Below are 16,683 nucleotides of genomic sequence, written 5' to 3'. Positions count from 1 at the left end.
GTCATTCCAGGTAGCCGAGGTCCGCGAGTCGCTGCTCCAGGATGGCCTGCTCCTCGTCAGTGTACTCGAAGCCGCGACGATGAGGGCCATCAATCACGGATTGTGCCAGGTCCTGACGGACGGCGGCGGGGGCCTCGATCGCGGGCTCCGGATCGCCGGCCGCGTGGATCGGGCGTCCCTCGATGTGCTCCGGGATCGGCATACCCAGGAGGTCCAGGATGGTCGGCGTGGCGTCGATCAGGCGGGCCTTGAGGGAGCGGCCGGGCGTCAAGCCCACGCCGGCGAGCGCGACGACGCCTTCGGGACGATGCGTGCCCGGCAGGTTGGGGTCGGGGGTCACCCAGGCGGCCTTGCCGGTGAATCGGGTCCGGACCCAGTAGGGCTCATCGGGCATGGCGATCAGGTCGGGATAGCCCTCTCGCGCCGGGTCGAGATCGTAGGTCTCCGCCATGCGGATGATCGTCGGGAAGAGCTTCTGGCCGGTCTCGGGATGGCGGGCCGCCGCGAGGGCCTCCTCGGCGGCGCGGCAGGCGTCCTCGATCTGGCGCGGGGAGAAGAGCGCCGCGGTGTCGCGGGTGGTCCCGCGGCGGGCGGGGGAGTTCACGTAGATCATCGCCGCGGTGTCCTGATGGGGGGCGAAGGCGATGGTCCGCTTCCAGTCGAACGGGAATTGGGACGAGATCGAGTGGTCGAACGAGGCGGACCGGGCCGTCGGGTCGTGCCGCTTCGCCCGCCAGACGCGGAGGTGGTCCCGCGCCTGCTTCATCCGCCTCCGGAGGCTTCCGACCGCGCCCGGGAGGCGGGCCACGCCGGCGTCGACGAGGATCCGATTGACGTCGATCCGCCCCAGGCAGGGCCCGAACCCATGATCGCTCACCACCATCACGGCGGCATCGCGACGCTCGGCCAGCTCGCAGAGGAGGCCGATCGCCCGGTCGAGGCCGCGCATGACCTCGCCGGCCGCGGCGTTCCAGGCGGGCTCATCGATGCCGGTCTCGTCCACGTTCAGATAGCGCCAGACGCGATGCTGGAACGGGTCCAGGTTCTGGAACTGGACCATCAGGACGGACCAGTCGGGGACGTGCTGGTCCGCGAGCAGCCCCCCCTGGGCGCGTCCGAGGAAGCTCTCGACCGTGAGGCGGCCGTTCACCTGCAGCTCTTCCAGGGACTTCGGGGCATGCTTCCAGAAGTAGCGGAGCGAGTAGTCGGGGACTTCGGCCTTGAGCCTGGCCCCGAAGTCCGGGCAGCTCTGGAGGGCGCCGTCCAGGTGCGGGGCGTCCATGCCGGAGACGACCAGTCCGCGCAGCTTGGGGGGCGGGAAGATCCCCGGCACGTTGAGCGAGACGACCGATCGTCCGGCGTCGGAAAGGAGCTTCCAGACCGTGGGGACGCGGACGCGGCCGGAATGGTTGACCTTCATCCGGCCGGCGGCGGCGTCGTAATAGCGATGATCGAAGACGCCGTGCCGCGGCGGGTTGCAGCCCGTCATCATGGTGGTCCAGGCCGCGGTCGTCACCGGCGGGATGATCGACCGGAGCGTGCCATGGGCGGCGCCGGCGAGCAGGGCATCCAGGTTCGGCATCAGGCCGCGACGCCGCATCGGGTCGAGGACCGTCCAGGTGGCGCCGTCGAGGCCGAGTACGACGAGACGATCGACAGGATTCCGCATGGATCGATTCCCCAGCAGCCCCCGGGGACTTCCCCGGAGGACGAGTGCCCCCGCTCAACGGACCGGATTCGACGACAGGGATCAGCCCGCCTGCGCCAGGGGCTTCTCGCCCGCGCCCAGGTCGAGGGCGAATTCCGACTGGTAATAGCCCGCCAGTTGATGCCGCTCCCCCTTGGAGCGATAGACCTGGCCGATCGCCCGGCGGAGCTTCGCCTTGAGCGGGAGGGCAGCCTCGGCGTCCCGGAGCCAGGACTGATATCCCGCGACCAGCCGGCCGAGTTGCGCGGCGGCGGTGGACGGAGCCGGGGGCTTCACGCCGACGGCCATGACCGAGTGTGGGAACGAGGCATGCCCCTGGTAGCCGGAGATCCTCGCCTCATAGGGCGCCATCATCCGCCGCAGGCAGCTCGGGGTCATCCGCCAGTAGTCGTCCGGATAGCCGTGGATCCGGAAGTTGAGCGGGGTCGTGATGACGAAGACGCCGCCCGGCCTGAGGATCCGCCAGACCTCGTCGAAGGCGCGATGGACCTTGAAGACGTGCTCGAACGTCTCGATGCAGAGCACCGTGCCGGCCGAGCCGTCCGGCAGGCTGATCGCGGTGACGTCCTCGACGCGGTCCACCCCGGGACCCGGCCGCATGTCGCAGCCCACGTAGTCCTTGCCCGGGAAGAAGGCGCGGAGGTTGGCGTACCCTTCCTGGCCCTCCACCTGGTAGGACCCGAACTCGAAGACCGGCGCCGGACAGTCGATGGTCTCCGCCGCCAGGCGGCAGAACGCCTTGTTGTGATCCCGCATCCCCGTCGCTCCTCCCTGAGCCTCGCCGTCCGGGACGGCCGCGGGCGATCGCCGATCTCCCGCCGGCCATCCACCCACCGCGCGGATCTTATGACCAACCCCCGAAGCGGTCAAGAACAACCCCCCGCCCGTCGCCTTCGCGACGTCGGATCGACGCCCTGGCCGGGACAGCCCGGTCGAGACGGTCGCGCGGGCCGACCGCACCGGATTGTCCTTTTTGGTTCAGCCTGCCTCCCTCCTCGGCGTGTAGACTTGCCGCGAATCGACGACGACCCGCCCAGCGAAGGGAGTGCCTATGATCCGACGAGGCCGCGGCCGAGCCACGAGTCCGACACCGAGCTTCCTTTCCCAGCATGCCGCGGTCCTCGGGGGCCTGACATTGGCATTCGTCACCACGACCAGTCCTTCCGAAGGGCGGACCGTGAGGGCGGCCTCGACGCCGGCCAAATTGCACAAGAAGTCGAAGGACGAGACGAGCACCAAGGACCAGCCCGGATCGCGCAAGCAGGCCGCCGCGAAGCAGGCCCAGGCGAAGGCCCTTGCGAAGGCCCAGGCCGCCGCGCGGGCGAAGGCCAACGCGCGGGCGAGGGCCAACGCTCACGCGAAGGGTCGCAACACGCATCCGAAGGGCAAGACTCCGCAGACCGTCGCCGCGGCTCCGATCGCCACGACGGCGCCGGAGCAGACAAATCCCACCCAGGCCGAGGCCCCGCCCCAGGTACCGGCGACGCCCGCTCCGGCACCGACGCCGACGCCCGCGCCTCCCCCGGCCGCCCCCGCCCCCGTCGATCCGCTCGCCGGGCCGGCGACCGCCCAGGAGCAGGCCGTGGTCGACCTCACCAATGCGTTCCGCAAGGAGAACGGGCTGCCGCCGGTTGCCTGGAATCTCGAGCTCGCCCGCGCCGCGCGGCAGCAGTCGCAGGCGATGGCGTCCACGGGGACCTTCGCCCACGTCATCAACGGCGTGGGGCCCGCCGATCGGATCGCCGCCCAGGGCTACAACGCGATGGCCTGGGGCGAGAACCTCTACGTCGGCTTCCTGTCCGACGGCACCCCCGAGGCCGCACTCGACGGCTGGATCAACTCCTCGCCCCACCGCGAGAACCTGCTCAGCACCCTCTACGCCGACATCGGCGTCGGCGTCGTGTCGATCAACGGGGTGACCTACTTCACGCAGGTTTTCGGGCTGTCGCAGTAGAGCTTCGTCACACTTCCATGGTGGGGTTGGCTACAGGACAGGCAGGAATGCCTGTCCTCCGAAATCTCCGAACGGCCTGGCTCTAAACCCGGGGGACAGACATTCCTGTCTGTCCTGCTACCCGACTACTTCGTGTTGACAGAGAACCAGGAACGGATTGGCGTGTTCGAAGATCGATTGCAGCCGCATGCCGCCGGGCCCGCGCTTCGGCGGTTTTTCTTGCGCCCGCTCGGGGGTACGATGTCAGGCTCGCGATGGATGACGTGCGACCGGGGCGAAATGGCCCGGGTTCGAAATACAAACACCCTCCGGATTGTTCATCCGGAGGGCGTCTGCCGTTACGGGAGCGCCGAAATCTGTCCCGTGTCACGGAGTTGGACGGACGGCGGGCGGCCTACGTTACCTCATCCGATCTCAGTGATGGAGGAGGCTGAACCGCTTGAAGAACGGGTGCTTGGCGTCGCACGGGTCGCACGGGGGGACGGTGCTCAGGGGCACCGACTGGGCCGTGGCGAGGACGCTCTGCGAGGAGGGGAGGACCGCCGGCTCGCAATGGACGACGACGGGGACCTTCACGCAGACCTCCACCGGGACCTGCTTGCAGACGGTCTTCGGCACGCAGACCGTCTTCACCTCGGTGACCTGCTTGGGCACGGTCACCGGGCAGTGGACGACCTTGGACTCGACGACCTGCTGGCAGGTGGTGTAGGGCACCTTCTTGACGCACTGGACGGTCTGGATCTCGCAGACGGTCTGGGGGACGATCTTGACGCACGGTTCGGTCACGGTCTCGCAGACCGTCTGGCAGACCTTCTTGACGCAGGTCTCGGCCACGGTCCGGCAGGTGGTGACGGGGACCTGGCAGGTGCGGGTCTCGCTGACCATCCGGCAGGTGGTCACCGGGACCTGCTTGGTGCACTGCTCGGTCACCATCCGGCAGGTGATCACCGGCACGCGCTTCACGCAGGTCTGGGGGACCATGCGGGTGACGGTGCAGGGGACCTGCTTGACCTGGACCTCGCGGACCATGCGGGTGACGGTGCAGGGGACCTGCTTGTACTGCGTCTCCGGCACGAACGAGGTCACCGTGTAGGGATCCTGGCGGTACTCGGTCTTGGCGCACATCTTGGTCACGGTGACGGGCACGCAGCGGTTGACCGTGCGGGCCTCGGTCGTGCAGACCGTGTAGGGGACGGTCTTGGTGCAGGTCTCCTGGACCATCTTGCAGACGGTGACCGGGACCTGCTTGACCATCTCCTGCGGGACGTACTCGCAGACCGTGTAGGGGACCTGCTTGGTCATCGTCTCCTGGACCGTCTTGCAGACGGTGACCGGGACCTGCTTGACGACCTCCTCGGAGACCATCGTGCAGGTGGTGACGGGGACCTGCTCGGTGACCGTCGTCGGCACCTGCTTGCAGACGGTGACCGGGACCTGCTTGCGGATCTGCTGCCGCTCGTAGACGGTGCTGGAGACGTTCTCCACGACCGTCTGGGGGCACCAGACCTTCTTCACGCAGGTCGTCGGCGGGCACTGGACCAGGCAGCCGTTGACGCAGACGGTCTTGCCCGGCACGGTGTAGGCCTGCTCGACCCACCGGCCGCACTGGCGGGTGACCTGCTGGCAGACGGTCTTGGGCACGCAGACGGTCTCGCAGACGTCCCGATACTGGGTCTCCTGGACGGTGTTGCAGACCGTCTTGCAGACCGTCTTCATGGTCGTCGTCTGGACCGGCTTGCAGACCGTGTACCGGCACTCCTTCATCACGGTCTCGCGCACCGGGCGGCAGACCGTGTAGGTGCACGTCTTCATCTCGGTGCGCTGGACCGGGACGCGGACCGTGTACCGGCACTCCTTGATCACGGTCTCGCTGACGGGCCGGCAGACCGTGTAGGGCACGGTCTTGTAGGCCGTCTGACGGACCGGGACCATGACGGTCGTGGGCTGGCTCTGGAGGACCGTCGTCTGGACCGGCACCTGCACCGTGTAGGGCACGGTGCGGTAGCAGACCTTCTGGACGGGCCGCTGCACGCAGTACGAGACCGTCTTGTAGGATGTCTCCTGGACCGGCCGGCAGATGGTCTGGTTGACCGTCTTCAGGAACGTCTCCTGGACCGGCCGGCAGACCGTGTAGGGGACGTCCTTGAACGAGGTCTCGCGGACCGGGCGAGAGACGTTGTAGACCTGGGTGGTCAACGTCGTCTCGCGGACGGGCCGCTGCACCGTGTAGGCCTTCGTCTCGTAATGGGTCTCGCGCACAGGCTTGTAAACGGTGTACGGTACGTCCTTCCAGATCTGCCGTGCGACGTTCCGCTGAACCGTGTACTGGACCTCGCGGTTGACCGTCCGGTAGACCGGCCGGTTCACCGTGTAGACCTCATCGCGGACGTGCTGCTGGACCACGTTCCGGGTCGTCGTGATCGTCTTCGGCTCCATCACCGTCTCGCAGACGGTCCGGACGTACGGGACCTGCTGCGTCTCGTAGACGGTCTCCTGGACGTTCCGGAGGACCGTCTGGCGCTGGAGCTGATATTCAACATGCCCGCCACAGTCCTGGGTCGCGGGGCAACATCGCTGCGAGCCGCCACCAGCGTAGCTCGCTGCTCGGGCCGGGTGCGCGACGGCCACCAGCCCCAGTCCTAGGGCAAGGACGGCCACCGCGAGTCGATTTCGCAACATCGGACGCTCCACAAGTACACTCCCGACGAACTTCGGCGCTCATCGATCCACGCATCCGCAGGCTCCGCCCTGGACGCGGGACCGCCAACTCACCAATAGAGGTCGTCTCCGGGCCGACGGTCCCTTCAAGGTGTTTATCCAAATTTCCCAGTAACCCGAATTAGCCAGACCGCAGTCTTTTCCTAGATGCTACGTCAGTTGCCTTCGTTACCTGAATTATCGGCAAATATCGAGTGTTGATTGCAATCGCCAGGATCGTTCCGGACGACAAACTCGGTGCAGACCCCCAAGTCCGGCTCTTTTTGGCTCGGGAGGACGGGATGGAGCCCGGGATCAGGCCGACTTTCGGCTCCGGGTCTTGACCCGAACCCAATCGTAACTATGATGGTTTCAATTGACGGGAGGCCTGCCGAACGGTGGGTCCTTGTCCCGGCGCACATGCCTTGATGACGCGGCGGCCGCTTCAGCCGTCCGTGATCGCGGAGCGACGATGGCGACGACTGGGCTGGTCCCGGGCGGCGGCCGTGCGCGCGCTGGATTTTCTTGGGAGGGGCCTGGACATGGGAGCACGAGAGAACGGTCGATCGAGTCGGGCTCGACTCGCCAGCAGCACGCTGTTCGGGGCGGTCGGGCTGCTCCTGGCCGGCCTGGCGGGGTGCCAGAAGGCGGCGGTCCCCGCGGCCCCGCCGGCGCCGACGGTGGGCGTGGTCGAGTCCCGGATCATGAACGTGCCGATCGAGGTCGTCCCCAACGGCACGACCCGGGCGCTGGAGAGCGTGACGATCCGGGCGCGGGTGCGCGGCTTCCTGACCGAGCGGCACTTCGAGGAAGGGGCCATGGTCAAGAAGGGCCAGCTCCTGCTCGTCATCGATGAGGAGCCTTATCGCGTGGCCCTGGACTCGGCCCGTTCCAGGATGGCCGAGGCCCAGGCGACGCTCCGCAAGGCCCGCGAGTCCAAGGCTCGCGAGGTCTCCACCGCCCAGCTCGATCTCGACCGGGCGCAGCTCGTGCTGGCGAAGATCCAGGAGAAGCGGAACGCGGCTTTGGTCGCCCGCAAGGCGGGGTCGGTGGAGGACCTGGACAAGTCGGAGGCGGACCGCCGCCGCTGGGAGTCGCAGGTCGAGGCCGATCGGGCGAACCTCGCCCAGGCTGGCGCGGATTACGACGTGGGGATCGCCGCGGCCGAGGCCCAGATCTCGGCGGCGAAGGCGGCGGTCCGGGACGCCGAGCTGAACCTGGGGTATTGCCGCATGGTGGCCCCGATCGACGGTCGGATCGGCGAGGCTCGGGTCAAGGTCGGCAACCTCGTCGGCCCGGACGCCTCGGGCGGCGGGGCGTTCAGCGACCTGGCGACGATCCAGCAGCTCGACCCGATGGGCGTGGATCTCCGCCTCAGCTCCCGGGACCTGGACCACACCACGGAGCTGATCCAGGGAGGGCTGGCGGTCCGGCTCACGCGGCCGGGCCGGAACGGCCCGCTCGAGCATCCCCACGCCGGCCGTTGCTACTTCATCGACAACAACGTGGACGAGACGACCTCCACGTTCCTGGCCAAGGCCCGGATCCCGAATCCCGGCGGCAAGCTCCTCCCGGGCGAGTACGTCAAGGTCCGGATGACCGTGGATGAGCTCAAGGACGTCGTCGTCGTCCCCGCGCCGGCCGTGGTGGAATCGGACACCGGCACGATCGTGCATGTCGTGGACAAGGACGGCAAGGTGGCAGTCCGGAGGGTCGTCGCCGGCCAGTCGTTCGACGGTCTCCGCGTCATCGCCAGGGGCCTGGACGCCGGCTCGCCGGTGATCGTGGAAGGGCTCCAGTTGATCCGCCCGGGGCTTTCCGTGAAGACCGAGCCCGTCGTCATCACCCGTCGCGATGAACAGGGGACGAAGGTGACCAGCGCGGATGGCCGGGCCGGACACGGCTCATGAGGATCGCGGTTGCCTGAAGCCTGAGCCTCTTGCTTCCCCCCTGACCGAGGGGGGATCCAGGGGGGGAATTCGATGGCCGTGGCCAGCTCGATATACCCCCTCCATTTCCCCCCTGGTAAGGGGGAGAGCCGGATCTCGGCTCGCTCTTACCATTCGCTTGTTCCCCGCTGAGCCGGAGCTACCCTCTCGCTCGTCCCTGTCCTCGGAGCCTCGCTCGCATGGTCAACTTCTTCATCGGCCGGCCGATCTTCGCGACGGTCTCCGCGGTCCTGATGCTGATCATCGGCGGCATCTGTGCCTTCCGGCTGCCGATCGCGCAGTATCCGCAGATCGCCCCCCCGCAGGTGCAGGTCACCACGACCTACACCGGGGCCGATGCCCTGAGCGTGGCCCGGACCGTGACCACGCCGATCGAGCAGCAGCTCAACGGCACAAAGGGGATGATCTACTTCAGCTCCGACAGCACGAGCAACGGCGTGTCCAACATCGTGGCCACGTTCGACGTCGGCTACTCGCAGGACATGGCCGCGGTGGACATCCAGAACCGGGTGCAGACGGCCCAGGCCCAGCTCCCGCCGGAGGTGAAGCAGTACGGCGTCTCGATCAAGAAGACGTCGACGGACATGGTCTGCGTGGTCAACCTGATCTCGCCGGACGGCCGCTACGACGCCACCTTCCTGGACAACTACGGTCAGATCCACGTCGCCGACGTCCTCCGGCGGATCGAAGGGGTGAGCGACGCCACCGTGCTCGGCCGCAAGTACGCGATGCGGATCTGGGTGGATCCCGACCGCATGGCCAACATGAAGATCGCCCCCAGCGAGCTGATCACCGCCATCCAGCAGGAGAACGTGCAGGCGGCCGCGGGCAAGATCGGCGGCCGGCCCGTCCCCACCGGGCAGGACTTCGAGCTGCCGATCACCCTCAAGGGGCGGCTCGAGAAGGCCGGCGAGTTTGAAGAGATCATCGTCCGCCGCGGCGACGACGGCTCGATCGTCCGGGTCAAGGACATCGCCCGGGTCGAGCTCTCGTCGGAGAACTTCGAGTCGGCCAGCTACATCGACGGCAAGCCGGCCGGCGGCATCCTCATCTACCAGTACGCGGACGCCAACGCGCTCAACATCATCAAGCAGGTCCGCGCCGAGATGGACCTGATCAAGAAGAAGTTCCCCGAGGGCCTGGACTACACGATCGTCTACAACACGACCGACTACGTCGAGGAGAACATCAACGAGGTGCAGCACACCCTCGTCGAGTCCTTCGCGCTGGTCCTGATCGTGGTCTTCATCTTCTTGCAGGGCTTCCGGGCGACGATCATCCCGATGCTGGCGATCCCGGTCTCGCTGGTCGCGACGTTCGCGGTCATGGCGGCGGCGGGATTCTCGATCAACTCGCTCACCCTCTGCGGCCTGATCCTGGCCATCGGCCTGGTGGTGGACGACGCGATCATCGTGGTGGAGAACGTCGAGAAGTACCTGCACCGCGGCCTCGACCCGCACACCGCGACCCGCGCGGCGATGGCGGAGATCACCACCCCCATCGTGACGATCACGCTGGTGCTCGCCGCCGTGTTCGTCCCCGTCGCCTTCATGCCGGGCATGACCGGCAAGCTCTACAATCAGTTCGCGATGACGATCGTCTTCTCGTTCGTCTTCTCCGCGTTCAACTCGCTCTCCTTCAGCCCGGCGATGGCCCGCCTCTGGCTCCGCGAGAAGGAGGGCGAGACCCGGTTCTTCCTCTTCCGCTGGTTCAACAAGGTCCTGTCCTGGATCGAGAACTCCTACGACGCGGTCCTCGAGTGGACGGCGCACCATTGGTACACGATCGTGGTTCCCTCGCTCCTGCTCCTGGCCCTCACCGCCTGGATGATCGCCGTGCGGCCCAAGTCGTTCATCCCGACCGAGGACCAGGGCTACCTGATCTGCGTCATCCAGACGCCCGACGGCACCAGCGGCGAGAAGACCGCCGCGGTCATCCAGCGCGTCGAGCGGATGGCCCGCGAGGAGCACGGGGTCAAGCACACGGTCGCCATCGAGGGGCTGAACGTCATCAACGGGACCAACCAGACGAACTGCGGCGTGGTCTTCGCGCGGCTCGAGGACTGGCACCACCGGACCTCGCCCGGCCTCCGCTCCGGGGCCCTGTCCCAGAAGATCCAGGGCAAGGTCATGTCGGTCCGCGACGCCGCGGTCATGGTCCTCCAGCCGCCGCCGATCCGCGGCCTCAGCCAGACCGGCGGCTTCGAGCTGATGGTGGAGGACCGCTCCGGCCAGGGCGTCGGCGCGCTCCAGCGGGTCGTCGACCGGTTCCAGGACGAGGCTCGGAAGCGGCCCGAGCTCGCGGGCGTCTTCTCGACGTTCTCGGCCCGCGTCCCCCAGCTCAAGTTCGACCTCGACCGCACCAAGGCCCGCCGGCTTGACGTGCCGATCACGGACCTGTTCGCGGTCCTCCAGGCGAACCTCGGCGGCTATTACGTCAACGACTTCGACATGTACGGCAAGGTCTGGAAGGTCATGGTCCAGGCCGAGGGGGGCATGCGGACCCGGCCGGAGGACATCGAGAACCTGTACGTGCTCAATCGCAAGGGGGATCGCGTGCCGCTCAGCTCGCTGGGCGAAGTCCGCTATGCCCTCGGGCCGATCGACGTCCCCCATTACAATATGTACGCATCGGCCAAGATGAACGGCGGCCCCGCGCCGGGTTACAGCTCGGGGCAGGCCCTGGCCGCCATGCAGGAGGTCGCGACGGCGGTGCTGCCGGAGGGATTCGGCACCGAGTGGACCGGCACGACGCTCCAGGAGCAGAAGACGGGGAACCAGGCGATCTACATCTTCGCCCTCTCGGTGGTCTGCGTCTTCCTGTTCATGGCCGCGCTCTACGAGAGCTGGATCCGGCCGACCGTGATCATCCTGACGGTGCCGCTGGCGATGTTCGGCGCGATGGTCGGGCTCTGGTTCTACGACATGCCCCTGGACGTCTTCGGCCAGATCGGCCTGGTCATGCTGATCGGGCTGGAGACCAAGAACGCGATCCTGATCGTCGAGTTCGCGGTCGAGATGCGCGAGAAGCGGGGGATGAACATCCTCGAGTCCGCCAAGGCCGCCTCGCGGGAACGGCTGCGGCCGATCCTCATGACCTCGTTCGCGTTCGTCATGGGCGTGCTGCCGATGGCCCGGGCGACGGGCGCGGGGGCGTACAGCCGGAACTCGCTGGGGATCGTCATCGCCTTCGGGATCGCCATCAGCACGGTGCTCGGCCGGTTCGTGATCCCGATCTACTACGTCCTCGGGGAGCGGCTCATCGACTGGTTCGATCGCCGCCGGGCCGCGTCGAGACGGCCGCGGCCGAGCTCCGAAAGCGGCCACGGCCGGCCGGAGGCGTCCCCCGATCCGGATTATGAGCACATCCCTATCGGGGCCAATTGACCGACGTGTCGGCCCCTCGCCCTCGGCTTGCTCCGGGGGCGAGCCCGCCTTAAGCTGTGGTAGGGCGAAGATCTTTCCCGTGCGGACGGTCGTCGATTCGACCGAGGTAACGCCTTGGCCAGTTCCAAGATGAGCGTGGGCATCCATCTCCTGACGGTCCTGGCGCTGAAGCGCGATGAGCCGCTGACGTCGGAGTTCCTCGCCGGCAGCGTCAACACGAATCCCGTGGTCATTCGCCGCCTCCTGGGTTCGCTCCGCGAGGCCGGCATCGTGGACTCGCGGACGGGAGTCGGCGGGGGCTGGACCTTGCAGGTCGACCCCGATCGGATCACCCTCCTGGACATCCTCCACGCGGTCGAGCCCCACGAGGAGCCCTTCGGGCTGCATCACAGCACGCCGAATCCCGAATGCCCGTGCGGGCAGCACATCGTCAGCGTCCTCTGCGAGACCTATCAGGAGGTCCGCGACGCCAAGGACCGGGTGCTGAAGGGGATCACCGTCGCCGACATCACCCGCAAGATCCTGGCGCGGTTCGATCGCGACCCGGTCGCCGCCGCCGCGATGGCCGGGCCCGGTTGCCCCGGCGGGGCCGATTGACCACGGACGTGCTCGACGGCCTCGGCGAGGGATGCCGCGGCCCTCGGCCCCGACTCTTGCCCGCTGCGCCTGGCCGGGGTAGAAGTGACGATCGGTGCGAGAGACCCGACAGGGCCGGCGACGTGATGGTCCGCGAAGGGGCGGACCCGGATCGTGGCGAGGAACCTCGATCCAGCGATCGGGATCTCGGGCACCAGTGCGAGTCACCTCCGATGGCATCCCGGCGAACCTTCTTGCGGGCCTGCGGCGGGCTGAGCATGGCCTCGTCCGTTTCGGACGTCCTGGCTCGGAGCGAGGGCATCCGCCGGGTGCGGTCCTTCCATGTTTCCGTCTCGCCGGAAGCTCTGGAGAAGGCGCCGGAGATGCTCGAGACGATCCGTCGCGCCGGCGTGACCGACGCGTGGGTCTGCGGCTTCTTCTACGGCTACTGGCCGTTCCCGATCGAGACGGTCCGCTCCTGGGTCCGACGGATCGAGGAGGCGGGCATGGCCGGGCACGTCATCAATATCCCGCTCGGTCATCCGGGCGATTCCCTGGGATCGCGGGACGGTCAATTCCCCCTGACACCGCCGAAGCACTGGAAGATGGGACGCTCCGCTGACGGAGCGACGTATGCCGGCACGTCCATTCATCCCCCGGCGGTCGCGGAGAATGCCGCGGCGATCCGGCAGCTCGCCGGGATCGGCGTCAGGCGGGTCTTCCTGGACGACGATTTCCGCCTGGCCCGCGGTCCCGGGGCCATCGGCGGCTGCTTCTGCGACGAGCACCGTCGGGCCTTCCAGAAGGCCGCGGGCGTGGACGACACGCGGTGGAAGGACCTGGTCGACGCCGTGGCCCGCCGCGACCTCACCGCCGACGTCCGCTCCTGGGTCGACTTCGCCTGCGACGAGGCGACCGCGGCCTTTCGCGCGATGAAGCAGGCCGCGACCGAGATCGACCTGGGCGTGATGGTCATGTATCTGGGCGCGGAGAAGGCCGGGATCCGGCCGGCCGACTACCGCGACGTCTCCTTCCGCGTCGGCGAGGGGCACTTCGACGACCGCTCGTTCGGGCCGCTCAAGAACAAGACCGACGAGCTCTTCAGCGTCCTCTTCCATCGCCGATTCGCCGCAGCGGAACGAGCCTTCAGCGAGACGACGGCGTTCCCGGCGTCGGGGCTGTCGGCCGCCAACATGGCGGCCAAGCTCGTGATCGCGACGCTGGCCGACGTCCGGAACACCATGTTCATGAGCGGCCTTTCCGGCCTGCCTCTGGGCCACTGGGCGACGCTCGGCCCGGCGATGAAGCGCCAGGCCGAGTTCCACCGGAAGCTCGCGGGGCACTCGCCTCGCGGCCCGCTCAAGCACTACTGGGGCGAGCCCAGCCGCTACGTCGGCGATGACGACCCCTACAGCCTTTTCCTGGCTCTCGGCATCCCCTTCGAGGTCCTGGGCGGCCCGCCTCGGGACGGCTGCGTCTTCCTCTCGCGGGCCGACGCCGCCCGGCCTCCCGCGGGGTCGGCCGCGCGGCTGATCGGACGGCCCACATCCGGCCTCGGCTCGGGAATCGAGACGATCCCGGAGTCGTTCCGCGACCTGCTCGCGTTCAAGCACAGGTTGCTTCCGACCCTGGGCCGGATTCCGCACGTCGAGGAGGACGCACCCGCGGTCTGCGGCTGGTATCCCTCGGCCCGGTCCGTGCTCCTCTGGAACCCCTCCGAAGAACGCCGGAGCCTGACCCTCCGAGTCGGCGAGAACCGCCGCGAGGTGGCCCTGGAACCGCTCGGATCCGCTCTCCTGGAGGGGATCGACGCCTGAATCGCGGCGCGGCCCTGGCGTCGACCGGTGATTCTCGATTTCGGGCCCGACGGACCACCGCTCAGACGGCTTCCGCGAGCTCCTCGAGCGCCGGGTAGTCCGTGTACCCTTCCGGCCCGGACCCGTAGAACGTGGCGGGATTGGGCTCATTCAGGGGGGCATTGAGGGCGAACCGGCGGGGCAGGTCCGGATTGGCGATGAAGGAGACGCCGAAGGCCGCGGCATCGGCCTCGCCGGACTCGATCAGGTGCTCGGCCACGTTACGGGTCAGCTTCTCGTTGGCGATGAAGACGCCTCCGAAGGCCGATTTCAGCCGCGGGCCCAGGCCGTCATCGGCCTGCTTCGCCCGGGCGCAGAGGAACGCCAGCTTCCTGGCGCCGAGCTCGCGGGCGACGTACTCGAAGGTGGCAACGAGATTCGAGTCGCCCATGTCGTGGGCGTCGGCGCGGGGGGCCAGGTGCATGCCGACGCGGGCGGGACCCCAGACCGAGGCCACGGCGTCGGCCACCTCGAGCATCAGCCGGGCGCGGTTCTCGATCGGCCCGCCGTAGTCGTCCTGGCGGCGATTCGTGCTGTCCTGGAGGAACTGGTCGAGCAGGTAGCCGTTGGCCCCGTGGATCTCGACGCCGTCGAACCCGGCCTTCTCGGCGTTCTCGGCCCCCCTGCGATAGGCCGCGATCACCGCGGGAATCTCGGAACGATCGAGTGCCCGTGGGGTCGGGAAGGGGGTGAGCGGCCGGATCAGGCTGACGTGCCCGGCGGGCTGCACCGCGCTCGGCGCGACCGGCAGCTTGCCGTCGAGGTAGGTCGGATGGGAGATCCGTCCGACGTGCCAGAGCTGGAGCAGGATCCGCCCGCCGGCCTCGTGCACCGCCGAGGTGATCCGCTTCCAGCCCTCGACCTGCTCCTCCGACCAGATCCCCGGCGTGTTGGGATATCCCACGCCCATCGGGTCGACCGAGGTCGCCTCGGAGATGATCATGCCGGCCGTCGCCCGCTGCCGGTAATACTCGGCCATGAGCGCATTCGGCACGCGATGTCCGCCCACGGCCCGGCACCTCGTGAGCGGCGCCATGACGATGCGGTTGGGCAAATCGAGCTCGCCCACGCGGATCGGGTCGAACAGTCCGGGCATCGCGTCACTCCTCCGGGGCCAATTCACCGGCCTCAATGGCCTTCTGTGGCCGGGATGCTAGAATTCCACGTCCCACATCACGCGAGACTCGTTCGATGATCGTCGAACGTCGAACATTCTAGGGAGGATGGTCGATGAGGCAACTGCTGCACCCGAAAATCGAGCAGGCGACGCTCTGCGGTGTGCTCGCGGCGCTCAGCGATCCGGTGCGGCTGGCGATCGTCGGGCGGCTTGCCGATGGGGCCGAGCACAGTTGGGGTGATTTCGACGTCGGCGTCTGCCCGTCGACCCTCAGCCACCACCTCAAGACGCTACGGCTGGCCGGGGTGATCGACCACCGGAAGGACGGCACTCGTTGTTTCCTGTCTCTTCGTCCCGAGCTGGAACGGCGGTTCCCGGGGCTGCTGACGAGCATCCTCCGCTTCGTCCCCGAGGTGGCGAGCCCCGGCGACGAGGAATGAGGCGGCAAGAAGCGACTCCCAGCCGAATAGCCTGAGGATGGAGGTCGGCGCTCTCCGACTCAGGGATTATCTCGTCGGCTGTGACGAAGATGTGGGCGTCTACGGGCACGGGGGCCTCCAAACTCCTCGCTTCCGCGCGGTCTATTGAAGGCCCACGCGATGGTTCATTCCTTGGGCTTCTCGGCCTCGCGCTTCCCCTCAAAGCCGAAGGTGCCCGTCATCCCCTGGTAGTCCCACTCGCCTTCCCCCCTGATGGCGTCTCCCTTGATTTCGCCCTCGTACGTGACGGAAACCGGATCGCCGTTGTACTTCGCCTCGAGCTTGAAGCTGAGCTTGCCGTCCTTGAACTTCAGGTCCTTGATGGTCCCCTTCTCCTGGCCGTCGAGCCACTCGCCCTTGAGGTCGTCGCCCGCTTTCTTGATCGTCAGGAGAGGCCTGCGGACCTGTCCGTCCCCCGGTTCGTACTCCAGCTTCCACTTGCCGACTACGCCCTTCTCCTCGGCGGCCCTCGCCGCCGCGGCGGCGAGGCCCAGACCGGCAACCAAAGCAACCACGCCGATCATCCATGCGCTTCGATTCCGCACCACGGAGCACTCTCCTCGAAAAAAAGCCTGGACTTGATGCCATGGGGGGCCGTCGTTCGGCGGATGCATGCGGCGCACCTCCGCCCGGGAGCCCGTCTCCGACGACAGATCGATCCCTAAACGGATTACTCGAACTCGGGAGGACTTGTCAAAGGCAGTCGTACTCGCCATCCCAGGCCGCGGGCCGCCTCTCCCCACGGAAGAGCGAGGCGGGCGCGATGAGAAGTTGGCCTGGACGACCCGGGCGTCCTGTCCAGGATTTGTTCCGCGGGAACGAGGCCTGTCGGCATGCCTCGGCCGGCGCCCGGCTCGGCAGGAGCCTCGCCCTGGCGCGATGAAAAGTTGGCCTGGACGACCCGGACGTCTTGTCCGGGATTTGTTGCGCGGGAACGAGGCCTGTCGACATGCCTCGGCCT

At 67.8% G+C, this 16,683-nt stretch carries 11 protein-coding genes; 6 read left to right on the top strand and 5 right to left on the bottom strand.

What is annotated here, in order from left to right:
• Position 1: 1 nt before the first annotated feature.
• Both G6O54_RS30785 and G6O54_RS30780 read right to left on the bottom strand, forming a co-directional pair.
• Positions 2 to 1,669, bottom strand: coding sequence for an alkaline phosphatase family protein (locus G6O54_RS30785; RefSeq protein ID WP_165232477.1), 1,668 nt, complete (start codon positions 1,667 to 1,669; stop codon positions 2 to 4).
• An 81-nt stretch (positions 1,670 to 1,750) separates the two neighbouring features.
• Positions 1,751 to 2,464, bottom strand: a complete 714-nt coding sequence (locus tag G6O54_RS30780) for a methyltransferase domain-containing protein (RefSeq protein WP_165232474.1) — start codon at positions 2,462 to 2,464, stop codon at positions 1,751 to 1,753.
• Between the two features lie 421 nt (positions 2,465 to 2,885).
• Here G6O54_RS30780 and G6O54_RS30775 point away from each other — a divergent pair, with 421 nt between their 5' ends.
• Positions 2,886 to 3,662, top strand: a complete 777-nt coding sequence (locus tag G6O54_RS30775) for a CAP domain-containing protein (protein ID WP_165232471.1) — start codon at positions 2,886 to 2,888, stop codon at positions 3,660 to 3,662.
• A 414-nt stretch (positions 3,663 to 4,076) separates the two neighbouring features.
• Here the strand turns inward: G6O54_RS30775 and G6O54_RS30770 are convergent, their stop codons facing one another.
• Positions 4,077 to 6,341, bottom strand: coding sequence for a hypothetical protein (locus G6O54_RS30770; protein WP_250847173.1), 2,265 nt, complete (start codon positions 6,339 to 6,341; stop codon positions 4,077 to 4,079).
• 560 nt (positions 6,342 to 6,901) lie between these two features.
• On the opposite strand from G6O54_RS30770, the gene G6O54_RS30765 reads away from it, so the two are divergent.
• From G6O54_RS30765 to G6O54_RS30750, 4 genes are all read left to right on the top strand, one after another.
• On the top strand, positions 6,902 to 8,269 hold the full coding sequence (locus G6O54_RS30765) for an efflux RND transporter periplasmic adaptor subunit (RefSeq protein WP_165232468.1): 1,368 nt from the start codon (positions 6,902 to 6,904) through the stop codon (positions 8,267 to 8,269).
• A gap of 218 nt (positions 8,270 to 8,487) precedes the next feature.
• A complete protein-coding gene (locus tag G6O54_RS30760) occupies positions 8,488 to 11,694 on the top strand; it encodes an efflux RND transporter permease subunit (protein ID WP_250847172.1) in 3,207 nt (1,068 codons plus the stop codon).
• Between the two features lie 129 nt (positions 11,695 to 11,823).
• Complete coding sequence (locus tag G6O54_RS30755; RefSeq protein ID WP_165232513.1) at positions 11,824 to 12,291, top strand: Rrf2 family transcriptional regulator; 468 nt, start codon at positions 11,824 to 11,826, stop codon at positions 12,289 to 12,291.
• Between the two features lie 212 nt (positions 12,292 to 12,503).
• Positions 12,504 to 14,087 carry a hypothetical protein gene (locus tag G6O54_RS30750; protein WP_165232465.1) on the top strand — a complete coding sequence of 528 codons (1,584 nt, stop codon included), beginning with the start codon at positions 12,504 to 12,506 and terminating at the stop codon, positions 14,085 to 14,087.
• A gap of 61 nt (positions 14,088 to 14,148) precedes the next feature.
• On the opposite strand, the gene G6O54_RS30745 is transcribed toward G6O54_RS30750, so the two are convergent.
• The gene (locus tag G6O54_RS30745) at positions 14,149 to 15,222 is read right to left on the bottom strand and encodes an alkene reductase (RefSeq protein WP_165232463.1); all 1,074 of its coding nucleotides are present in this window, start codon (positions 15,220 to 15,222) and stop codon (positions 14,149 to 14,151) included.
• A gap of 134 nt (positions 15,223 to 15,356) precedes the next feature.
• On the opposite strand from G6O54_RS30745, the gene G6O54_RS30740 reads away from it, so the two are divergent.
• On the top strand, positions 15,357 to 15,683 hold the full coding sequence (locus tag G6O54_RS30740; protein WP_165232461.1) for an ArsR/SmtB family transcription factor: 327 nt from the start codon (positions 15,357 to 15,359) through the stop codon (positions 15,681 to 15,683).
• 164 nt (positions 15,684 to 15,847) lie between these two features.
• Here the strand turns inward: G6O54_RS30740 and G6O54_RS30735 are convergent, their stop codons facing one another.
• Positions 15,848 to 16,270 carry a hypothetical protein gene (locus G6O54_RS30735; RefSeq protein WP_165232459.1) on the bottom strand — a complete coding sequence of 141 codons (423 nt, stop codon included), beginning with the start codon at positions 16,268 to 16,270 and terminating at the stop codon, positions 15,848 to 15,850.
• Positions 16,271 to 16,683: the final 413 nt, after the last annotated feature.

Origin of the sequence: Aquisphaera insulae, from assembly GCF_011064615.1 — a bacterium.
Lineage (GTDB): Bacteria > Planctomycetota > Planctomycetia > Isosphaerales > Isosphaeraceae > Aquisphaera > Aquisphaera insulae.
This window is presented reverse-complemented; position numbering and strand designations above follow the sequence as displayed.